Source organism: Phycisphaerales bacterium (assembly GCA_040217175.1).
Lineage (GTDB): Bacteria > Planctomycetota > Phycisphaerae > Phycisphaerales > UBA1924 > JAHCJI01.
The window spans coordinates 705,257-726,322 of record JAVJNT010000001.1 but is presented as its reverse complement, the minus strand read 5'-3'; the positions used below and the strand labels follow the sequence as shown (position 1 = coordinate 726,322).

The window sequence follows — 21,066 nt, the reverse complement described above, 5'->3', positions numbered from 1 at the left end:
CGAAGCCTCCGCCATCTCCTTGAGGAAGTTACTCCCCATCACGAGTCGCCCATCGATCCGAGACGATCCAGCAACGCGGCGGCCCGACCATCCTCGATGGCCTCACGAGCCTGCGACACGCCCTGATCCAGGTCGCTTACCTTCCCCGACACCTCGAGCGCGAGCCCTGCCGTCAGCACGAGCGCATCGCGATGCGGACCGGCATCGTTCCCGCCCACGACTCTCCGCAGCGCTTCGGCGTTTTCCTCGGGCGTGCCGCCACGCAGGTCCTCGGGCAAGCACCGGTCGATGCCAAACTCTCGAGGATCTCGCGTCGTCCGCTCCACGCGACCATCGTGCACGTCAAAAAGGAGGAATCGACCACACGGGGTTGCCTCGTCCCATCCCGGCTCGCCGTGCACGACGAACGCACGCTTGACCTCGAGCCCCGCGAGCGCCTCGGCCGTGAGTTGGGCGACCCCGGGAGAGAACGCCCCGATTACCGCGAACGGCGGCCGGGCCGGATTCGTCAGCGGGCCCAGGATGTTGAAGACTGTCCGTACGCCCATCGCCTTGCGGATCGGTGCGATGGCGGCCATGGCCGGGTGGAACGCTGGCGCGTGAAGGTACACGAATCGCGAGTCGCGAAGCGCCTTCGCCAAATCGGGCATGGGCACCTCGATCCCGAGCGCCGCGAGCAGATCCGCAGCGCCCGATCTCGAACTGATCGAACGGTTGCCGTGCTTGACGATCGTCGCACCCGCAGCGGCGGCCAGGATCGCACCGCCGGTCGAGATGTTGTAGCTGTTGCTGCCGTCGCCGCCCGTGCCAACCAGGTCGCACCCGTCGGCGGGCGTCTCGAAGGGCGGCGTCGTCGCGAGTTCACGCAACCCGCGCGCGAGCCCGCGTACCTCGGCTGCCGTCTCGCCCTTGGCCCGCAGCGCCGCCAGCAGCGCCCCGGCAAGGGGTGGTTCGACCCCGCCATCAGCCAGCGCATGCACCAACGCGTGCGCGGCATTCTCGTCGAGCGAATCGCCCTGCAGCAACCGCTCCAGCATCGGCGACGCTTCCGAGCTCATCGTGCGGTCTCCGCCGTGGATGCGTACATGCGCGCCGGGTAGGGCGGCTTGATCTGTCGATCGTGGATGCCCAGGAAGTTCGCCACCATCGTGCCGCCCCACGGCGTGAGCACCGACTCGGGGTGGAACTGCACGCCCTCGATGCGCAGGGACCGGTGCCGGATCCCCATGAGCTCGCCGCCATCAACGTCGCGCGACGTCGCGACGAAGTCCGCGTGCACCTCGTGCTCGTGCACGCCCAGCGAGTGGTAGCGGCCCACCGGCGTCCGCTGCGGCACGCCCGCGTACACGCCCTTCTCGTCGTGCTCGATGTCCGAAGGCTTCCCATGCATCAGGCACGCGGCGTGGCGGATGGGCGAGCCCCAGACCGCGGCGATGGCCTGAAAGCCCAGGCACACGCCCAGGATCGGCAGCTCGTCGGCGAAGGACTCGATCATCGACATGGTCACGCCGGCGTCGTCCGGTCGCCCCGGCCCCGGCGACACCATTAGGTGCGTCGGCGATAGCGCCCGCGCCACGTCGACCGAGATCGCGTCGTTGCGATGGGTAAGCACCTCGGCCCCGAGCTCGCGCATGTACTGCACGAGGTTGAACGTGAACGAGTCGTAGTTGTCGATCATCAGCACGCGGGCCATCTCACCACCCTCCCCGGGCGAGCTCGAGTGCCTTCTCGAGGACCGCGACCTTCGAGCGAACTTCTTGATATTCGGCCTGCGGCTGCGAGTCGGCCACGATGCCCGCCCCCGCCTGATAGGCGTACGCCCCGTCCTCGAACACGAGCGTGCGGATGCAGATGGCCTTGTCCGCACCGGCCAAGGCGCCATTGATGGGCTTGGCAAAGTACCCAACCGCGCCGGCGTAGAAGCCCCGCCCGACAGGCTCGTACCCGTCGATGAGCTGCATCGCCCGAACCTTGGGGGTACCTACCAGCGTGCCGGCGGGGAACGAGGCCGCCATCAGGTCCATCGCGTCGGCCGAGTCTTCGAGCTCGCCGCGCACGCCGCTGACCAGGTGCATGACGTGCGAGTATCGCTCGATGGTGCGGAAGGGATCGACGCGGATCGTCCCCGGCTTCGCGACGCGCCCGAGGTCGTTGCGCGCCAGGTCGACCAGCATCACGTGCTCGGCCGCCTCCTTCGGGTCGGCGTTCAGCTCGGCCTCGAGCGCCCGGTCTTCCTCCTCGCTCTGCCCACGCTTGCGCGTGCCCGCGATCGGCCGCAGCATCGCCTGCCCGCCGTGGCAGCGGAAGAGCGCCTCGGGAGACGCCCCGACGACGCGGACGCCCTCGATGTCCAGGAAGTACATGTACGCCGAGGGGTTGAGCATCCGCAGCGCCCGGTAGACCTGGAACGGCTCGGTATGGGCCTCGCCCGTGCTGCGGATGCTCAGGACGAGCTGGAACACCTCGCCGTCGTAGATGTCCTTCTTGGCGGCGGCCACCTGGTCGAGGAAGTCCGGCTCTGAGACGCTGTGGCTCGGCGGCGCATGCCCGCTGCGCACCGACTCGGCCGGATGCGCTCCACGCATCGCGTGCACCATCTCGCGCCGCAGCGACTCGCGCTCCCAGTCCTCGCCGGCGTGCAGCAGCGCCATCCGCCGCGTCAGGTGGTCGAAGACCAGCACGCTCCGGGGCGCGCAATAGAGAGCGACCGGCGACGTCGCTTCGCGGCCGGCCGGAGCCGGCAGGGGCTCGAAGAACCGCACCGCGTCGTACCCGCTCACGCCCACGATGCCGCCTGCGAACGGCACGCTGCCTGGGATGGGAGACAGCGCCGGTGCGCGATCTCGCAGCTCGCGCAGCAGCGCGAGGAATCCCGCCGAATCCGTCGGGGCCGCCATCTCCTCGACGGTGCCGCCCTTCCGAATCTGCACCGGCGAGCCATCCGCCGGCAACCGCGCCGTGAACGCGGCATCGAGCCCGATGAATGAGTACCGCGCGAGCTGCGTGCCGCTCTCGGCAGACTCCAGCAGGAAGCAAGGCGAGAACGGGCTCAGCTTGCGGAACACCGAGACCGGCGTATCAAGATCGGCCGGGATGTCGAACGGGGCTTGCATGGCCGAATGGGCGTCCTCGTGGCGGGGGTCGATCTTCTATCGACTCGGACGAGGGGTCCGGCCACACACCCCCTCGGCGAGATCCGCGTGGGGGCGGGGAGCAGGCTCGGCGGGCTAGTCAGCCAGCCGCGAGCCACGAACGCCACGCCCCTCGCACCAACGCCACCACCAGCCGCGCTCGCGGCCGGTCGAGGGAGTGGGTTTGGAGCAGGAGCGGCTCATGCCGACGATTATGCCGAAGAACCCCCCCTCGATCAAGGCCAATCGCCCGCACGGGGCCGACATTGCGGATATCGGCCGTGGCATGGGGAGATCCACGCGGTCTTCGGCGTCCGGGGAATCATGGGGCCGCTCGGGTAGATCATGGGTCTATGACCACGCTCGAAACCAAGCTCGCCAACCTCCTCTCGCCCCTCATCGCGGGCCAGCTCGACGCCAAGACCCGCGTCTGGATGGCCCCCCTTACCCGCAGCCGCAGCAAGCAGCCGGGCGACGTGCCGTGGGAGCTCAACGCCGAGTACTACGCCCAGCGGGCCGACCCGCTGAAGGGCGCCGCCGTCATCATCTCGGAGGCCACCCAGGTCAGCCCCCAGGGCAAGGGCTACGCCTTCACGCCGGGCATCTACAGCGACGAGCAGGTCGAGGGCTGGAAGAAGGTCACCGATGCCGTCCACCAGAAGGGCGGGCTCATCCTGGCCCAGCTGTGGCATGTCGGCCGCATCAGCCACGTCGACCTGCAGCCCGAAGGCCAGAAGCCCGTTGCCCCCTCGGCCATCCGCGCCGACAGCAAGACTTACACCAGCAAGGAAAGCGGCATGGTGCCCACCAGCGAGCCGCGGGCCCTCGAGACCGACGAGATCTCCGGCGTCGTCGATCAATTCCGGAAGGCAGCCGCGAACGCCAAGCGCGCTGGCTTTGACGGCGTCGAGATCCACGGCGCCAACGGCTACCTGCTCCAGCAGTTTCTGCGAAGCTCGACCAATAAGCGAACCGACGACTACGGCGGCTCGCTCCAGAATCGCGCGCGGTTCTGCCTCGAAGTCGCCCACGCCGTGCTCGAGGTCTGGGAGCCCGGCCGCGTCGGCTACCGCGTCAGCCCGATGGCCGAGGGCGATCAAGACCCGCAGGATCTGCCGATTGACACGTACGCGTATCTCGCCACCGAACTCGGCAAGCTCGGCCTGGCGTACATCCACGTCGTCGAGGCATTCCGCGATTCGGCTCGCGACGATGAGAGCGAGCAGGTCTTCGGCGCCGTTCGCAAGGCGTTCCGCGATGCCGGCGGTCAGGCCTACGTGGGCAACGGCGAGTACGAGGCCGAGAACGCCGCAAGGCGGATCGACGACGACAAGGCCGACGCCATCGCCTTTGGCAAGCCCTTCATCAGCAACCCGGACCTTGCCGAAAGATTCCGGCGTGACGCCCCGCTGAACGAGTGGGACCAGTCGACGTTCTATGGGGGTGGCCCCGAGGGCTACACGGATTATCCGACCCTGGATGACGGACCGAACGACTGACATTTCGGCTGACAGACGGTCCCGAATAAAGCGTCTCCATGGTCCGTTGTCCGCCCGTAAAGCATCGCTCGTACGATGATCCTCCGGAGGAACCCGACGATGACTCCTCGCTCCCATGCCTTCCGGCTGCTCTCAACCTCGTTCATCGCGTTGGTGGCGGCGACCGTCGCCGTAGCGAGCGTGCTCCGTCCCTTCCCGTTGGCATCAAACCAGACCGTCCGAGAGGGCTCCATCATGTCTACCACCGATTCAGCCGCCGGCAGCACGACCTCCCTGCGGGTGTTCGACACCAACGGCAGCCTCGTCGGCCCGATCCAGATGCCCCGTCTCGAGCTCAGCGAGGCCGAGTGGAAGGAGCGGCTGAGCCCCGAGGCCTACAAGATCCTCCGCAACGCCGGCACCGAGCCCGCCTTCTGCGGCACCCTGCTCGACAACAAGAAGGACGGCGTCTACGCCTGTGCCGGCTGCCAGCTCCCGCTCTTCGCCAGCGACGCCAAGTTTACCAGCGGCACGGGATGGCCCAGCTTCTTCAAGCCCGTCGCTAACGAGAACATCAACATCAAGGAAGACACCAGCTACGGCATGATCCGCACCGAGATCCTCTGCGCTCGCTGCGACGGCCACCTCGGCCACGTCTTCAACGACGGCCCGCAGCCCACCGGCATGCGGTTCTGCGTCAATAGCGAGAGCCTGGCCTTCACCGAAGCCAGTGACGTCGCGTCGCTGGGCGAGGTCGGCGTGGCCTACTTTGCCGGCGGCTGCTTCTGGTGCGTCGAGGGCGTCTTCGAGCAGCTCCAAGGCGTCCACGACGTCACGAGCGGCTACACCGGCGGCCATGTCAGCCCCGACGTCCAGCCCGTCACCTACAAGCAGGTCACCACGGGCGCGACCGGCCACGCCGAATCGGTCCGCATCGTGTACGACCCGAAGGTCATCTCCTACGAAGCCCTGCTCGAGGTCCACTTCGCCACGCACGACCCGACCACCCTCAACCGCCAGGGCGGCGACGTCGGCACGCACTACCGCAGCGCGATCTTCTACGCCAACGAGCAGGAAAAGCAGGCCGCCCAGGCGTTCATCGCCAGCCAAAAGGGCGAGTTCCGCGACCCCATCGTGACCACCCTCGAGCCGCTCAACGGCTTCCAGGTAGCCGAGGATTACCACCAGGACTACGCCGAGCTCAATCCTGACCAGCCCTACATCTGCAACGTCGCGCTTCCGAAGATCGAAAAGGTGCGATCAAAGTTCCCGCAAAAGCTCAAGCAGAAGTAATCGTTCCGAAGCTCCTGCCCGATCCATGGCGGCCGCGTGAGTGGCCGCCTTTTCGTGCGCTCCTCGTTGTCGGGCTTGGCACGCGGCCACCCCCGAACACGCTCGAGAGGAGCAACCCATGTTGAACTGCAATAAGACCAAAGAGTCTCGAATCCCAAGCCTGATGAGCGTTCCGGCAGGAATGGTGGCCGCCCTCGTGGCGGTTGCCGGGCTCTCGGCTTCGACGGCATCCGCGCAGGACTACCTCGTCGAGCACGAGTTCGACGTCAGTACGCGCGGCAACCTTCCCCCGCACCTGGCTCTCAAGCACCGCGAGTATGCCTATGCCCGCTGCGGCCGCATGAAGGACAAGGAAGACGAACGCGCCATCAACGTCGTAGGCCTCGGCGTGACGACCTTCACCGAGATCGCCGCCGCCGGCACCATCTCGGAGGCCAACAGCCAGGCCGACGTGACCACGCTCGTCGTCGGCAACGCAGTCGGCGAGATCAGCGTGTTCGGCAGCGTCGACCTGTGCGACGTCAGCGTCGCCCGATCGGCGTATGGTCGCGCGTTCTCCGCGGCGAGGCTGTATTACCGAGGCCGCGGCATGGACCGCCGTGGCCGCATCGGCTGGGTCGGCGGATGGCGGGCCGAGCCGGGCATCCAGGGCGGCATCGGCAAGGTGCGTCGCATCGATCCGGTGATCGGACGGGTCTTTGACCGGACCACCGGCACCATGACCGAGCACCTGCTCATCGACATCGACAACTTCGTGCAGGACGGCGTCTTCGAGTGGGAGAACGGCGAGGTCTCGAACACCGCACGCACGATGTGTTTCCGGATCGAGATGCCGGGCGACGTGACGCCCGAGCGTGGCCGCCTGATCATCAAAGCCAAGGACGGCGTGATCACTGAGTCAATCGCGACCGGCGTATACGCGGGCGTGGCCGTGCCGCCCGTTGGTGCCGCGTCGACGTTCAGCTTCGACCTGGCCAACCGCACCGAAATGGAATTCGACATGCCCGGCGACGACGACCACGACCTGGACGTCGAGATCGAGATGGGTGGTGCGGGTGAGCACGAGGAGGCCGCGGGTGCAGCCGCCGGAGACGTGTACATTACGACCGACCTCGATGGCGGCGAGGACCTCTCGCCCGTCTACCAAGTGCCGGTCGACCTGCCCCTGGGCGTTCCGCTGATTCCTGGCGAGTTGAGCATCGCCCAGCCGTTCGTCGTGCCGCCAGAGCAGGAGTGGGCGCTCAGCGAGGTGATGCTCCGCCTGATCCATCCGGGGGCCGAGGACGATCAGCCTCTCGAGGCCGTGGGCGTCCGCATCTGGGCGGGCGAGCCCGGACCCACCGGCCGCGTCATCGCCGGCGACCTCGGCGACAACCGGTTGCTGGAAACCGATTTCACCGGCATGTACGCCGTGCATGAGGGTGACGAGGGCAGCCAGAAGAACCCGATCCAGGACGCGCTCGTCGACATGCAATGGCTGCCGCCGCTGCCTCCCGGCCGCTACCACATCGAGCTCGTCGCCCAGGGGACGACGCCCGAGCCCGTGATGCTGCCGCCCAGCCCGTTCCCTGCGGGCCCTTCGTGGCAGCCCGCGTTGGTCGGCATCGGTGGGTTCGATTACCAGCCGCTGCTCGGGCACGCCGGCGATGCGGCCAGCGCCCCCATCATGCTCTTCGGCGATACCGGCGTGCCCGCGCCGTGCCGCGCTGATCTGGATGGCGATGGCGAGTTGACCATCTTCGACTTCCTCGTCTTCCAGAACCTGTTCGCAAGCGGCGACCCCGCCGCAGACTTCGACGGCGACGGTGAGCTCACGATCTTCGACTTCCTGGCGTTCCAAAACGAGTTCGTCGCCGGCTGCCCATAACCAAGAGACTTCAAGGACTTCTCTGGTCAAGGCCTGGTCGATGGATCAACGCGATCCGTTGGCCGGGCCGTTCTCGCGCTCGACGGCAGATCGCAGCACGGACGTCTGATGGGCCATCTCCTGCATGCGTCGCTCCATCGCGGCCAGTTGGGCCCCCATGTCGTCGCCCTCGCCGCGTTGCTCCAGCATGACGCGGGCGTTCTCGGCCTGGGCCTCCGTCATCGAGCTAATGACCACACCGATGAAGAGGTTCAGCACGATCATCGTGCCAATGATGACGAAGCTCACGAAGTAGACCGCCGCCACGACCGGCATGGCCTGCGGCTGCGCGTGCGGATAGCGATCAATGCCCGGCGGCCGGTAGACGTCCGAGCCGTAGCTCTGGATGTAGTACAGGTCGGTCCAGTCCTCGAGCGTCACCGTCCGCAAGAGGCTGAACATGCTGTCCTGCAGCGTACCGAAGTGCACGGGATCGTTCTTGCCGAACAGCACCGTCCCCATCACGGCGTACACGTAGAACAGCAGCACCAGTAGCAGCGTGACGTAGATGATCGACGGGATTGCGTGCAGCAGCGCGATGACCAGCACCCGCAGCCTCGGCACCACCGTCACCAGCCGCAGCACGCGCAGCACTCGGGCCAGCCGCAAGACCGCGGCGTACGGCCCGCCCAGCGGCAAGAGGCAGACGGCCACGATGACAAAGTCAAAGACGTTCCACCCGCTCAGGAAGAACCGCCAGGGCCGCGGCCAGTGCGCCCCGATGCGGATCACCAACTCGGCCATAAAAATGCCGATGATCAGCTTGTCGAGCCCGAGCAGCAGGGGGCCGACGCGCTCCATGATCTGCGGATAGGTCTCGAGCCCAACGTTGATCGCCGCCACCAGGATGACGCCGACCACGATCGCGTGGAACCACCCGGCCTCGGCGATCTGCCTGAGGCGATGCACCAGCGAGCCCGGCGCGGCCTCGCCCACGTACTGGACGGTTGGTTCCATCGGACTATGCGATCCTCGGATCGACCCAGCGATACAGCACGTCGACGGCCAGGTTGAACAGCACCAGCATGGTCGCGAAGACGAGCACGACGCCGATGATCAGGAACAGGTCCTTGTTCTGCACGCCGTTGACGAAGTGCTGGCCCATGCCCGGCACGTTGAACACGCGCTCGACGATAAACGAGCCTGTCATCGCCAGCGCCGCCGCCGGTCCGAGATAGCTGAGCACCGGCAGGAACGCGTTCTTGAGCGCGTGCCGCAGCAGCACGACGCGCTCGCTCACGCCCTTGGCCCGGGCCGTGCGCACGTAGTCGGTCGAGAGCGCGTCGATCATGCCCATCCGCGTCAGGCGGGCGATATACGCCGCAAACGGCAGGCTCAGCGTGACCGCCGGCAGCAGCATGTCCAACGGGCCGGCGCTCGACCCTACCTCGCCGATCCCCAGCCAGACCGGGAAGATCAGCAGCAGGACCGTTCCGATCACGAAGCTCGGCAGGCTGATACCGATCAACGCCACCATCAGCGTGCCGAGGTCGACCAACGAATTGGGCTTCACGGCACCCGCGATGCCAGCAACAACGCCGACGCCCAGTGCGATCAGGATCGCGATCGCACCCAGCGTAATTGACACCGGCAGCGAGTCGCGCACGATCTCGTTGACCGTCCAGTCCTCGTACTGCAGGCTCGGCCCGAAGTCGAATACGTACCGCCGCGGCGGCGCCTGACCCTCCGCCGCCGCCCGCTCACGCTCGCGGGCAAGTTCGCCGCTCAGGGTATCGGCCGCGTACTTCACGCCCGTCGCGTTCGCCAAGTAGGACCAATAGAAGTTCGGGAAGCTGTCGAGGTTGTACTGGCGCTTCATCGCCTCGATGACCTCGGGCTTGGGCTGGCGGCCCTCGGGGTTCTCCAGCGGATTCCCCGGTATCGCCCAAGCAAGCGCAAGCGTCAGCGTGTAGATCACCAGCACGATGATCGGAAGCTGCACCAGCCGTCGGATGATCAGTCCAAGCATGTGGTCAGTTCTCGTCCGAGGGCTTCGTCCGCAGCGCGAACAGGTCGTCACGATCCAGGATCGCCGTCTCGACGCCCCGCGGGTCGAGCCCCGCAGTCGGAGAGAGGGGCGGCAGCAGCGGCATCGTTCGCACGTCGTCCGTGCCCTTGCCGTCGCCCAGCACGTCGAACAGGTAGACGTTCTGCTCGGTCCGCGGGTGTGGGTTGAGTCCGCTCAGCGTGTCGGGGTCGAACAAGTAGACCGTCATGTAATGGAACAGCGGGACCATCGGCAGGTCTTCGTCCATCGAGATCCGCTCGGCCTCGCTGAGCAAGGCCATCCGCTTCTCGGGGTCGAGCTCGACGGCCGCTTCATCCAGCAGCGCCTCGTAACGAGGGTTGTGGTACTTGCGGTCGTTGTTGCCGTCGTCGATGCGATTGATGTCGAGGAACGTCGTGGGGTCGCCGTAGTCGCCGTACCAGCCCGCCCGGCTGACCATGTATCGCTGCTTCTTGAGATCATCGCGGAAGACCTTGATCTCCTTCTGGGCCAGTCGGACGCTGACGCCCAGGTACTCCTGCCAGTTCTTCTGCACGACCTGGGCGATCAGGTCGTGCCCGCCGTCCTTGTTGAACAGGATCTCGATCGTCGGTACGTCGGCCGGCGTTGCGTAGCCCGCGTCCCGCAGCAACTGACGCGCTTCGGCCACGATCGCCTGCTTCTCTTCCTCGGTCGTGGCATCGCTGATGCACGGGAGACCTTCGGGGCTCGTATAGCCGCCGATCGAACCCTTGGGAATGATCGTCCGCGCCACCGGATTGCCCAGCCGCTGCACGTCCTGCACGATGCTCTGCTTGTCGATGGTCATCGCAAACGCCCGCCGCACACGCGCGTCGGAGAATGGATTGCGCCGGCCGTCCGGCAGCGTGGGTAGGCAGTTGAAGTTGTACCAGTACGTGCCGAACGCTGGAACGGCGTGGATGTCCTTGCGGGGATCGTCGGGCAGCCGCCGATCGATCTCGAACATGTCGTAGCCCTGGGCCTTGAGCTCCTCGTACTGCTCGATGTTCTCCTGGTAGAACGCCATCTTGTCGGCCAGCATGTCGGCCCGGTACGCCGGCGTCACGTCGCTCACCCAGTCGACCACGCCCGACGTGTACGCCAGCACGGCGGCGTTCGGATCGTTGATCGAGGGCGTGCTAATCGTCTCGAGGTTCAGCGAGTCGCGGTTCCAATAGTGGGGGTTCTGCTCGAAGCGCATGTCCCGCTTGAATCGCCAGCTCGTCAGCATGAACGGCCCGTTGCTCACCAGCTCAGGCGGCTTCGTCCAGCCCGTCTTGGCCTGGATCAGCCCGGTCTGCGCATCCACGCTCTCGTACTGCCGCACCAGCGGCGGATACACCGGGTAGAACACCGCGAACGCCAGCAGATCGAGGAAGTAGGGCGTCGGTAGCTTCAGGTTCACCCGAAGCGTCCGGTCGTCGATTGCCTCGAGCGCCACCATCTCATCGAACTTGGCCTTGGCCTCTTCCCACAACGCCTCGGCTTCCAGCCGGCGCTCCTCCCCCGTCAACGGGCTCTCGCTGAACGCGTCGAGCTGGTCCTGCCGCCAGTCGGCAAACTCGGTCGCTCCCTCGATGAGCTGGAACAGCTTCGTGTAGTCCGCCGCCGTATCGGGAAGGATCGCCCGCCGCCAGCTATACACGAAGTCGCCGGCCTTTACCGGCTCACCGTTGCTCCACAGGGCGTCTTCGCGGATGTGGAAGGTGTACTCCAGCCCGTCGTCGCTCAGCTCCCACCGGTCGGCGGTCGCTGGGATGATGGCGTAGTCGTGCGTGAAGACGTCGTTGGCCACCAGCCCCTCGAAGAGGATGCGGGCCACCCGCAGGTCCTGCATCCAACTCATCTTCTGCAGGTCGAGCGTGTTGACGTCGCCGCGGTTGACGAACGCAAAGTCGGCCCGCGGCATCGGCCGGTCGGTCACCAGCGTGGCCGCCACCACGAGCACCAGCAGGATCACGGGCGCAAGGATCTTCAGCATCGCGCAGTGTACGACGCCCGACAGGACAAGAGCGATCGAAATCGCTTCAGTTGTCGAGGTTGAAGCGGCCTCGGGGCAGGTTGAACTCCGAGTCCAGCACGCTCCAGAGGTTGTTGCTCGCCTGCTGGTAGCCGTTGCCGCCGTCCCGCGACGCCCGATCGAAGTTCGATGCCAGGTCGAGCTGCCGCAGGCGGTCCTGCACGCCGCGATCGAGCGGCAGCAGCGTGGGCATGGTGCCCGAGACCCGAAGGGCCGTCTCCACGGTCGTGCGTACCTGCTCGCCGTCGCCGCCGCCGAGAGTCCCGGCTCGCTCCGCCCGAACATAGCGGAAGCCCAGTGCCCCGGTGCGTCCGAGCAATTCCATCAGGGCCGTCTGCCAACCCTGCGAGATGTTGCCGCGCCGCTGCGTGACCTGGGTACGCACGTCGCCCATCGCCCGCAGCAGCGGACGCAGCCTGGCGTCCAAGTGCTCGTCGATCGGCAGCGTATTGATCCGTTCTCCCACCGCCGTGGTCAGCCGCTCGGCCGACCTCGCCCCGAAGCCCGAGATCGACTGGTCGGGCACCGACATCGCCTCGATCATGGACTTGACCGAAGCGTCCAGCAGGCTCTGGTTCTCAGTGGAGGCAAGCACGCCCGCCAGTGCATCGACCGCCGCGTTCCCCACCTGGCCCTGGAACGCCACGGGCCCGATGCCCGCAACGCGGAAGGCATAGCCGAGCCCCGAGACCGACGCGAAGCGAACAGCGACCTGATCGCTGCGGACGTTCTCCGTCAGCGCCCGCACCGATCGATCGGTGCCCAGCCAGCCCGAGAGCAAACACGCGTTCACGCCGCGGAACACGTCGTCGCCCTGGATCGCCCGCTGGAGTTCCTCGGCGAGCGCCCGATCCATCGCGAGCCGGAAGCCAGCCGACGTTTCGGCATCGAGCAGCGGCGCGACGAGCCGTCGACGCGCTTCGCGAGCATCGACCGGAGAGTCGCCCGACACCATCGCCCAGTTGCTGGTTGCCCAGTCGGCGATCGCCTGCTCTTCGGAAGGACTCAGGCTCGACTTGGTCGTCACGCCGTCGGGAAGCTCGGTCTGCCCGAACGCCGCCGCGCCGAATACGAACGCCAGCACGACCGCCAAGATCCGCGGCAGGGTTCCTCGCAAGGGCTGGCTCCTTTACGCCAAACGCAATCCAGAAAGCGGGGCCAGCACGGCCCGAGCACAGATCGGCATGAACAGCCGGCAGAGGCTGTCCGGTACGCCAACCCCGGGCCTCGCGGTTCCAGGGGCCCCAAACCTAGTCGAACTCCGGCCCACCGTCAATACGATCGAGCGGCCGGGCCCAACCATCGATCCCGATCATATACCGGGCAAGACGCCTCAATATACCTCGAGGAACATCCGCCGAGTTGGCTTGACCTGGCGGTGCACCATCTTGCGCGTCCATCCGTCAATCTCGCCGGCCACCGCCGGGTCGATCGTCAGGTATCGCCCCAGCCACTCGGGCGGCATCGTCCTGGCCATGCCCTGCACGATGCCAAGATCCATGCCCAGCAGGCCGCACACGTACACCAGCCCGCGATCGCTGCAGAGCAGCTCGCCCAGCACGCCGCGATCGCGCTCCAGCCGGTCCTGCACGTAGCAGCCCGGCGAAGCGTCCCGGTGGGCGTGTCGGCTCACCGTCGGGAGGTACGTGAATCGATCGTGCGTCTCGGCCAGGGCGCTGAACACGTCGTCGTAGAGCAGGTCGGTCTCGTACGGGGCGCCCATGACCAGGGCAATGCGGCTCCGCGAGGTCGATTTCAGCAGATCGAGCACCATGCCGCGAAAGGGCGCGATGCCCGTGCCGGTCGCGAAGAACACGTAGTCGTGCTCGTCGGGCCTCGCTGGCAGCACGAACCGCTTGCCATTGGGTCCGCTGAGCTTGAGTTCGTCACCGGGCCGAAGGTCGCACAAGAAGTTGCTGGTCACGCCCAGATGCAAGCCCGGACCCGCCGCGTTCTCGTCGATGAGCCGCTTCACCGTCGTGGCGATGACGCCGCCCTTCCCGTCCTCGCCCTCGGCAGGCGAAGCAATCGAGTACAGCCGAAGCGCGTGGGGCCTCCCGCGATGGTCCTCGCCCGGCGCATGCACGCCAAAGCTCTGCCCGGGCACGAACGAGCCTGCTAACGGCGTCTGAGATACGTCGATCTCGACGTGACGGACGAAGCCGGCGGCCCGGCTGCCGGCAGTGCATCGATCGTTCCGGGTCACGACGCCTGAAACAGGAGCCTTCGGCCCCGCGATGTGCATCTTGACCTCGACGAGGTCGGGTCCTGGGTCCGTATGCGTCACGTCGGTAGATTCGGTAGTCGTCATGCAGGCGATAGTAGGTTTGCGAGACCTGCGTCATCGCCGCGTGAACAGCCTCAGCCGCCCATCTCGCCGGAAGGATCATCCCCATCCATTCCGGGCGTTCCCTCGTCGGCCGGCTGCTCATCGGCCCAATCGTCGTCGGCGCCGGAACGAGCCCCACCAAGCCTCTCGATCGCGCTATCGAGATCGTCGGCAGCGTTCTGCAAAGCCTCACGCGTCTCGCCCTGGGCTCGCACGCGGCGCAGTCCGCTCGCGGCCGACTCCAGCGCCGAGATGGCGTCGCCCTTCAACGCGTCGGCCCGCTGCGAGAGCTGGTCAGCAAGATCGCTCAGCCGGCGGGCCTGGTCGCCCTGCCCGCGGTCAGCGAGGCCGGAAAAAACGTCGGCGGTTTGCGTAAGGCTCGCAGCGCGGCGGGCGAGCAGGTCGCCAAGCGATCGCGACGCTCCGGCTGCTGCGAGGTTGCCGTTCACCGCGTCGTCATTCGCCCGCCGGGCGGCGGAGACAGCCCGTTCGAGAGCCTGCCGCGCCTCGCCCAGGGCCGCTTGGGCCTCGTCCTGGTGCAGCGCCGAGATTTCGCTGGCCAGAGCCATGAGTTCGGCGGAAAACTCCTGAGCCCGGTCGCGGGCCTCGCTGGCCTCCATCATCGAACGCTGTGCTTCTGCGGTAACCGTGGCACCGGCCTGGCTCAGGATTGCCAGCCGGGCATCGATCGCATTGACCCGGACCTCGAGTGCTTCGATTTGTGGCCCCAGCACGGAGCGACGAGCGTCGAGGTTGCTTGCCTGGACTTCCAGTGCGTCGGCTCGCCGGCCGACCTCACGCGCCTCGATCGAAGTCTGTGCAGCAGTGATCGGATCTTCGCGCAAGGCACGATCACGCAACTGGCTCTCCTGACCCCGGATGGTCGAGACCTCGCCCTCCAGACCAGCGATCTGGGCGTTCAGCGACTCGACCTGCGTCACCAGCTGTTGCCGCTCGTCCTGGGCATCACTGAGTTGCTGCTGGAGCTCGGAAGCCTGCTGCTCGATTGCCTCGCGCTCGGCCGATGGGTCATAGGAACCCAGGGCTTCTGCGGTCTGCTGGGCCGAGACACGCGCGGTTTCGAGCGAGGTCATCCGCGTGAGCTTCGAGCCGATCTCGTGTTCGATGCGCGCCAGTGCGGTCATCGCGGGGCGTGCGTTTCCGATGGCGATCTCAGCGCTCAGGATCGCAGCGATCGCCTTCTGAGCGTCGTTGCCGTCGCGCGCCGCGGCATCGAGCTTGCCCGACGCCAAGCGGTACTGCGAGGTCGCGAAGTCGTCGCTCGTTGGCGGGACCGACCCGGGCGAAATCGTGCGGATCTGGATGGCCGCGTCCGAGAGGGCCGTGGCGCTGGGGTCTTCCTGCTCGCACCCGCTCATGAACGCCGAGCCCGCGATCCCCGCGACCGCGAGGAGTGCGACGATGCCGCGACCGGAACGATCTGCCACGCGAGTTGCCATCCAAACGCCTCCAATACCTGCCGGCGGTGCCATCGCACCTCGCCGGGTGATCTGCTCCGTGCGTCTTCTGTTCGCCCGGAGTGGCCGAGCGGTTCTCAGCGGCCAGTCTAGGGCGGGCCCCCATCGTCCGACGCTTCACCCGACGGGACATCAGATGCCGCCTCCTCGGCCTGAAGGTCACTTCGCGGCGGATACTCGATCGGGTACTCCGGCCGGGGTTGGTAGAGCGAGCGGACCCATGCCGTGGTCTGCCGCCACCGGGCGTCCTCGGTTCGGGAAAAGACCGGACGCCAGTCGTCTCCGTCGCCGCGATCGGACGGCACCTCCGGATGGGGGAAGCGCGAGCCCTCACGCCGCAGGCCCAGGTGCAGCAACGGGCTGTTGTCGGGTTCTTCGAGGTCGATCAACGGCGTGCCGTCGGCGAGCGTCGCCCTCGTGAGCACGAGGAAGTTGGTGTAGGCCTGTCCCTCGCCGCGGGCGTTGCGGTTCGCCAGCCGCAGCGAGCCGGCTTCGACCCCGCCGTGGCAGCGCGACGTCGCGCAGCCGGCGACCAGCCAGCCGGTGACGTCGCGTCGGAACATCTTCACCGTCGCCGGATCGTCGAGCACTCGGACGCGGTCGTAGTACTCGCGGGCCTTGAGCTCGAACATCAGCCGCAACACGTCGACCGGGTCGCCCGCCATCATCGCCTGGCGGCCCTCGGGCGTCTGCGGCACCCTGGGATCCTCGCGATAAGCCAGCAGGAACTCCTGCACGTCGCGCGGTGAGATGCGGATACGCGGCGGATCCAGCAAGTCGAGCTCGTAGACGCGGATCAGATTGACCTGCTCGCGAGAGAGCAGCGGCATCGGCCTTTCGTTCTCGCTTGGCTTGCGCGCGACGCCCTGGCCGCGCTGCTCGAACAAGGCCGCCATGCCGCGCATCCGCCGGAGGAGCGCATCCACGCGTGGGTCGCGGGGCCGGTTCACCGAGAGCTTGGCCGCTTCGTAGTGCGCGACGTGGTAGAGCTCCTCGCCCGCGAGCCATTGGATCAATTGCTCGATGTGGCCCACGTCGCCGTCGTCGATCTCCGCTCGCCACTGGCGATACCGCGTCGCCAAGTCCGGCAGGCGCACGAGCTGTGCGATGCGCGACTGGCCAAAGGTGGTCTCGATGCCCGCGACGTTGAGCGTCACCTTCTCGACCGTCTCGGAAACGAGCTCTCCGTCGACGAACTCACCGTTCCGAAAGAGCAGCCGCACGGGCGAGCGCAGGCCCTCGACCCCCGCGAGTTGCTCCTGCGCCTTCTGTCGCAGCGACTCGACGTCGTCGGCCCGGGCCGCCTGCTGAGTGGCGCTACGCAGCGCGGCTGGCAGGGGCAGGCCGACGAAGGCCGGATACCCGGCCGAGAGTGCCAGGGCCAGGCCGAGCGCGACGCTGCGTCGAGCGCCCCGATGCCGAGCGGGTTGGGGAGGTTTTGCGTGCGTCAAGGGTCCTCACCGAAGCTTGATCGATGCCAGCGCAAGCACCAGCAACAACACCCCGACGATCCAGAGCCTGACCACCACCTTGGGCTCGGCAAGCCCGCTCAGGTGCAGGTGGTGGTGGAACGGCGCGCACAGGAAGATCCGCTTGCCCTGCCCCGAGCGCTTCGTCCACTTGAAATACCCGACCTGGAGCACCACGGATGCGATCTCCAGCAGAAAGACCCCGCACATGAGCAGGACCACGACCTCCTGACGGGTGACCAGGGCCACGTACCCGAACAGGCCGCCAATAGCCAGAGACCCGGTGTCGCCCATGAAAACCTGGGCCGGGTAGCAGTTCCACCATAGGAAGCCCAGGCAGGCGCCGAGCAGCGCCCCGGCTAGCACGCCGAGTTCCTCCGCTCCGGGCACGTAGGGCACCAGCAAGTCCTGGGCCGTTGCCTGCCAGCCGGCGATCATGGCCAGCACCACGATGCCCGCGGCCACGATGGCGCTCAGCCCGCCGGCGAGACCGTCCATGCCGTCCGTCATGTTCGTCGCGTTGCTCAGGCCCGCGATCATCAGCGTGCCCAGCACGACGAACACCCCCATCGGCAGGAACAGCACCGCCGGGTTGACCCCGCCAGTGCCCGGCAGCGTCGTCCGCTGGAAGGGCAGGTTGAGCACGTGCGCGAAGTCCTGCCCCGACCCGTGCCGGTACACGAAGTACGAGATCAGCGCGCCCACGCCGAGCTGGAACAGCAGCTTCTCCCAGCTGTGCAGGCCCTGCCGCCCGCCTTCCCGCCGAGAGGCGAGCATCTTGAGTACGTCGTCGGCCGCCCCCACGGCGGCCAGGCTCATCATCAAGAGCAAGCCGGCGGTGACGTAGAAGTTGCCCAGGTCACCCAGCAGGATGGTCGACACGAACACCGCCGCGCTCGTCAGCACGCCGCCCATGGTGGGGGTGTTCTTCTTCGAGGCGGCGCCGCGCCGCAGCGCCTCGGCATCGGTCAGGCCCGCATCGCCGATCTTGAACTTCACGAGCTGGGCGATCGTCGGCTTGCCGAAGAACAGGACCAAGGCGAACGACAGCACCGCCGCCGCGAGCGCCCGGAATTGTTCTTGGTAGAAGACGCGCAGCAGCGTCATCATCCACTCGGGCAGCGCCCCGTCGAGCAGCTTGGTCAGCCAGTACAGCACCCGCTAGGCCACCGAGGCTCGTTGCAGGGCGTCGAGCAGGCGTTCGAGCGCCATGCCGCGGGATGCCTTCAGCAGCACCACCGCCCCCGGGCCCGCGTGGCGGCGGACGGCCGCTTGAGCGTCCTCGACCGTCTCGAACCACTCGCCGGCGTCCGCCGCCTCGAACGCGGTTTGCGACGCCGGTCCGATGAAGACGCACGCGTCGGCCGACGCTCCCGCAAGGCGGCCCATCTCCCGGTGCCACGCCTCCGAATCCTCACCGAGTTCGAGCATGTCTCCGACGACCGCCACCGCGTGCCGGCCCTGGGCGACCTCCGCCAGCGTGCGCAGGGCCGCGGCCATGGAATCCGGGTTGGCGTTGTAGCAGTCGACCAGCACGGTTGCGCCGCCCATCTCGCGGACCGCCAGCCGCATGTCGGCCGGCTCGAAGGACCGGAGCCCGGCCTCGATCGCGTGGTCATCGACGCCCAACTCGCGAGCGACCTCGATCACGGCCGCCGCGTTCGAGGCGTTGTGCAGGCCGACGACGGGGATGGTCCAGGCGCTGCCGTCGGGAAGTTCGAACTCGATCCCGCCCGTCGCGTGCCTCGCACTCGAGACCGCGAAGGCCTTGCTGCCGCGCTCGTGCAGCCAGACATCGCCTTCGGGCACGAACGCCGTGGCGTCCGGTCCGATGGTCTCGAGTGCCTCACGGAACTCCGCTCGCACGGCTTCGAGGCCGCCCAGTTCGCCCACGTGCGCCCGGCCGACGCTCGTGACGATTGCAGCATCGGGCCGAGCAAGGCCGGCATATCGCGCGAGCGCACCCGGTTCGCCCTCGCCCAGCTCGCAGACGAGCGCGTCGGCGTCCGCCGGGCAGTTCAAGATCGTGAGCGGGAGGCCCAGCGCGTTGTTGAACGATCGCTGTGATGCGTGGACGTGCATGGCCTCGCCAAGCACCGCCGCCAGCATGCGCACGGTGGTGGTCTTGCCGTTGCTGCCCATGACCGCGATTACACGCGCGCGGAGCGTCGAGTGATACCACGCGGCCAGCGTCCACATCGCCCCTTGCACGCTCGCGACGCGGAAGACGGGCAGCCCGTCCGGCGGCGACACGTCACGCTCGACGACCGCAAGGCTCGTACACCGCTCCGCTGCCTGCTCCAGGTAGTCGTGGCCGTCGACTCGAGTGCCCGGTAGCGCGAAGAACACCTGGTCGGGCTCGAGCGTCCGCGTGTCGATGCTCGCGCCGGTTGCAACGCCCTCGCCGGGCGCGAGCCAGCGGCCGTCGAGCAACTCGGGCAATCGAGCCAGCGGGATCATCGCTTGCCTCCGGCCAGGCTCGGCCGGCGGAGCAAGGCCTCGCGCGCGACCAGCCGGTCATCGAACGGCCGCTTGGCGGTGCCGCCGGAGTCGGTGCGGACGATCTGGTAGTCCTCGTGGCCCTTGCCGGCGATGACGACGACGTCGGCGGCGTCGGCCTGCGAGATCGTGGCATGGATCGCCGCCTCGCGGTCCGGGTCGCTCGCCTGCCAGACGTCCCCGGGCACGCCCGCGAGCACCTCTTGCACGATGGACTCGGGGTCTTCGGTCCGGGGGTTGTCGCTCGTCACGACCACGCGGTCGGTCAGCCGGCCGGCGACGGCGCCCATGCGCGGCCGCTTGGTCCGGTCGCGATCCCCGCCGCAGCCGAAGACGACCCAGAGCCTGCCCTCGCCCTTTCGGCTAGCTACCGCGAGCAGCGCCTTCTCGAGCGCGTCGTCGGTGTGCGCATAATCGACCAGCACGCGTGGGCCATCGACGCCATCGACCTTCACCGGCTCGAGCCGGCCGGGCGGCGGGCCGAGTGCGGGCAGCGCGTGCTCGATGTCATCGCGACCCAGCCCCAGGGCATGTGCCGCGGCGACGGCCTGGAGCGCGTTCATCGCGTTATGGTCGCCCACGAGCGGCAGCGATGCCTCGACGGTTCCCCACGGCCCCGTCATCTCGACGTGGCTCTCCAGGTCTGCCGCAACGATGCGCACGGTGGCGTCGGCCGGGCCGTGCATCGAGCACCGCAGCACCGTCGCGCGGCAGTCGCGGAGCATGCGATCGCTCGCCGCGTCGTCGGCGTTCACGATCGCCAGCGCGTCCGGTTCGAGCGACGAGAACAGCAGGGCCTTCGCGTCGGCGTAGGCGTCCATCGTGCCGTGGTAGTCCAGGTGGTCGCCGCTCAGGTTCGTGAAGACGGCTACGGAGAACCGCAGCCCGGCAACCCGGTGCTGGTGCAGCGCGTGGCTCGACGCCTCGATGGCCGCGAAGTCGCAGCCATGGCCGACCATGCGGGCGAGCGAGGCGCTCAGGTCCTCGGCCGCCGGGGTTGTCAGGTCGGCCGGCCTCGCGCCGGCACCCTCGTCGATCTCGATGGTGCCGATCAGGCCGCTCTTGTGCCCGCCCGTGCTCAGAAGGCGGCGAAGCAGCCAGGCGACGGTGGTCTTGCCGTTGGTTCCGGTGACGCCCGCCAGCCCGAGCCTCGAGCTCGGCGACCCGTGCCATCGTTCGGCCAGCACGGCGCCGATCCTGGCCGGATCCTGGCAGACGAGAGCCACTGTCGCCTCGTGGCGATGGCTGGCCAGCACCGCCGCTGCCCCGCGTTCCAGGGCGTCGGACACGAACGCGTCACCATTGCTCTTGACGCCCGGCCTGGCGACGAACAACCAGCCGCGATCGATCCTTCGGCTGTCCTCGGAGACGCCGGCAATACGAACATCGACCGAGCCGTGCACGGTGATGGGGAGGTCGCGGATGAGGTCGCTCAGCAGCATGGGTCGCTCGACG

Annotated in this window: 16 protein-coding genes; 3 read left to right on the top strand and 13 right to left on the bottom strand. The window is 67.6% G+C overall.

The features are described from left to right. Positions 1 to 38 precede the first annotated feature (38 nt). Genes trpD through RIA68_03165 form a run of 3 tightly spaced genes read right to left on the bottom strand, consistent with a single transcriptional unit; the run spans position 39 to position 3,113 of the window. Positions 39 to 1,058: an anthranilate phosphoribosyltransferase gene (gene trpD / locus RIA68_03175; GenBank protein ID MEQ8316436.1), complete on the bottom strand. Its 1,020-nt coding sequence runs from the start codon at positions 1,056 to 1,058 to the stop codon at positions 39 to 41. Then, positions 1,055 to 1,693, bottom strand: a complete 639-nt coding sequence (locus tag RIA68_03170; protein MEQ8316435.1) for an aminodeoxychorismate/anthranilate synthase component II — start codon at positions 1,691 to 1,693, stop codon at positions 1,055 to 1,057. Before RIA68_03170 ends, trpD begins: the two co-directional genes overlap by 4 nt. A 1-nt stretch (position 1,694) precedes the next feature. Further along, complete coding sequence (locus RIA68_03165; protein ID MEQ8316434.1) at positions 1,695 to 3,113, bottom strand: anthranilate synthase component I family protein; 1,419 nt, start codon at positions 3,111 to 3,113, stop codon at positions 1,695 to 1,697. Positions 3,114 to 3,484: 371 nt separating this feature from the next. On the opposite strand from RIA68_03165, the gene RIA68_03160 reads away from it, so the two are divergent. The 3 genes from RIA68_03160 (at position 3,485) to RIA68_03150 (ending at position 7,769) form a co-directional block, all read left to right on the top strand. Next, complete coding sequence (locus RIA68_03160; GenBank protein MEQ8316433.1) at positions 3,485 to 4,630, top strand: alkene reductase; 1,146 nt, start codon at positions 3,485 to 3,487, stop codon at positions 4,628 to 4,630. 99 nt (positions 4,631 to 4,729) lie between these two features. Then, a complete protein-coding gene (locus RIA68_03155; GenBank protein MEQ8316432.1) occupies positions 4,730 to 5,902 on the top strand; it encodes a bifunctional methionine sulfoxide reductase B/A protein in 1,173 nt (390 codons plus the stop codon). 118 nt (positions 5,903 to 6,020) lie between these two features. Then, complete coding sequence (locus RIA68_03150; GenBank protein ID MEQ8316431.1) at positions 6,021 to 7,769, top strand: GC-type dockerin domain-anchored protein; 1,749 nt, start codon at positions 6,021 to 6,023, stop codon at positions 7,767 to 7,769. A 45-nt stretch (positions 7,770 to 7,814) separates the two neighbouring features. Here RIA68_03150 and RIA68_03145 read toward each other — a convergent pair whose 3' ends face one another. From RIA68_03145 to RIA68_03100, 10 genes are all read right to left on the bottom strand, one after another. After that, positions 7,815 to 8,765 carry an ion transporter gene (locus tag RIA68_03145; GenBank protein ID MEQ8316430.1) on the bottom strand — a complete coding sequence of 317 codons (951 nt, stop codon included), beginning with the start codon at positions 8,763 to 8,765 and terminating at the stop codon, positions 7,815 to 7,817. Positions 8,766 to 8,769: 4 nt separating this feature from the next. After that, entirely contained in the window at positions 8,770 to 9,777 is a 1,008-nt protein-coding gene (locus RIA68_03140; GenBank protein MEQ8316429.1) for an ABC transporter permease, read from the bottom strand. A 4-nt stretch (positions 9,778 to 9,781) separates the two neighbouring features. Then, positions 9,782 to 11,797 carry a peptide ABC transporter substrate-binding protein gene (locus tag RIA68_03135; protein ID MEQ8316428.1) on the bottom strand — a complete coding sequence of 672 codons (2,016 nt, stop codon included), beginning with the start codon at positions 11,795 to 11,797 and terminating at the stop codon, positions 9,782 to 9,784. Between the two features lie 46 nt (positions 11,798 to 11,843). Beyond that, a complete protein-coding gene (locus RIA68_03130) occupies positions 11,844 to 12,953 on the bottom strand; it encodes a hypothetical protein (protein ID MEQ8316427.1) in 1,110 nt (369 codons plus the stop codon). Between the two features lie 216 nt (positions 12,954 to 13,169). After that, the gene (locus tag RIA68_03125) at positions 13,170 to 14,147 is read right to left on the bottom strand and encodes a hypothetical protein (protein ID MEQ8316426.1); all 978 of its coding nucleotides are present in this window, start codon (positions 14,145 to 14,147) and stop codon (positions 13,170 to 13,172) included. 50 nt (positions 14,148 to 14,197) lie between these two features. Next, positions 14,198 to 15,613, bottom strand: a complete 1,416-nt coding sequence (locus RIA68_03120; GenBank protein ID MEQ8316425.1) for a hypothetical protein — start codon at positions 15,611 to 15,613, stop codon at positions 14,198 to 14,200. A gap of 119 nt (positions 15,614 to 15,732) precedes the next feature. Further along, positions 15,733 to 17,094: a hypothetical protein gene (locus RIA68_03115; protein MEQ8316424.1), complete on the bottom strand. Its 1,362-nt coding sequence runs from the start codon at positions 17,092 to 17,094 to the stop codon at positions 15,733 to 15,735. A gap of 6 nt (positions 17,095 to 17,100) precedes the next feature. Beyond that, positions 17,101 to 18,270, bottom strand: a complete 1,170-nt coding sequence (mraY, locus tag RIA68_03110) for a phospho-N-acetylmuramoyl-pentapeptide-transferase (protein ID MEQ8316423.1) — start codon at positions 18,268 to 18,270, stop codon at positions 17,101 to 17,103. A 3-nt stretch (positions 18,271 to 18,273) separates the two neighbouring features. Then, positions 18,274 to 19,572: a UDP-N-acetylmuramoyl-tripeptide--D-alanyl-D-alanine ligase gene (gene murF / locus RIA68_03105; GenBank protein MEQ8316422.1), complete on the bottom strand. Its 1,299-nt coding sequence runs from the start codon at positions 19,570 to 19,572 to the stop codon at positions 18,274 to 18,276. Then, positions 19,569 to 21,053 carry a UDP-N-acetylmuramoyl-L-alanyl-D-glutamate--2,6-diaminopimelate ligase gene (locus RIA68_03100; GenBank protein ID MEQ8316421.1) on the bottom strand — a complete coding sequence of 495 codons (1,485 nt, stop codon included), beginning with the start codon at positions 21,051 to 21,053 and terminating at the stop codon, positions 19,569 to 19,571. The genes murF and RIA68_03100 overlap by 4 nt, the downstream gene beginning before the upstream one ends. Between the last annotated feature and the right edge of the window lie 13 nt (positions 21,054 to 21,066).

What these genes read in the sequence shown, in the direction of transcription:
- trpD (MEQ8316436.1), bottom strand. Translation starts at nt 1,058, where the DNA reads ATGAGCTCGGAAGCGTCGCCGATGCTGGAGCGGTTGCTGCAGGGCGAT.
- RIA68_03170 (MEQ8316435.1), bottom strand. Translation starts at nt 1,693, where the DNA reads ATGGCCCGCGTGCTGATGATCGACAACTACGACTCGTTCACGTTCAAC.
- RIA68_03165 (MEQ8316434.1), bottom strand. Translation starts at nt 3,113, where the DNA reads ATGCAAGCCCCGTTCGACATCCCGGCCGATCTTGATACGCCGGTCTCG.
- RIA68_03160 (MEQ8316433.1), top strand. Translation starts at nt 3,485, where the DNA reads ATGACCACGCTCGAAACCAAGCTCGCCAACCTCCTCTCGCCCCTCATC.
- RIA68_03155 (MEQ8316432.1), top strand. Translation starts at nt 4,730, where the DNA reads ATGACTCCTCGCTCCCATGCCTTCCGGCTGCTCTCAACCTCGTTCATC.
- RIA68_03150 (MEQ8316431.1), top strand. Translation starts at nt 6,021, where the DNA reads ATGTTGAACTGCAATAAGACCAAAGAGTCTCGAATCCCAAGCCTGATG.
- RIA68_03145 (MEQ8316430.1), bottom strand. Translation starts at nt 8,765, where the DNA reads ATGGAACCAACCGTCCAGTACGTGGGCGAGGCCGCGCCGGGCTCGCTG.
- RIA68_03140 (MEQ8316429.1), bottom strand. Translation starts at nt 9,777, where the DNA reads ATGCTTGGACTGATCATCCGACGGCTGGTGCAGCTTCCGATCATCGTG.
- RIA68_03135 (MEQ8316428.1), bottom strand. Translation starts at nt 11,797, where the DNA reads ATGCTGAAGATCCTTGCGCCCGTGATCCTGCTGGTGCTCGTGGTGGCG.
- RIA68_03125 (MEQ8316426.1), bottom strand. Translation starts at nt 14,147, where the DNA reads ATGACGACTACCGAATCTACCGACGTGACGCATACGGACCCAGGACCC.
- murF (MEQ8316422.1), bottom strand. Translation starts at nt 19,572, where the DNA reads ATGATCCCGCTGGCTCGATTGCCCGAGTTGCTCGACGGCCGCTGGCTC.
- RIA68_03100 (MEQ8316421.1), bottom strand. Translation starts at nt 21,053, where the DNA reads ATGCTGCTGAGCGACCTCATCCGCGACCTCCCCATCACCGTGCACGGC.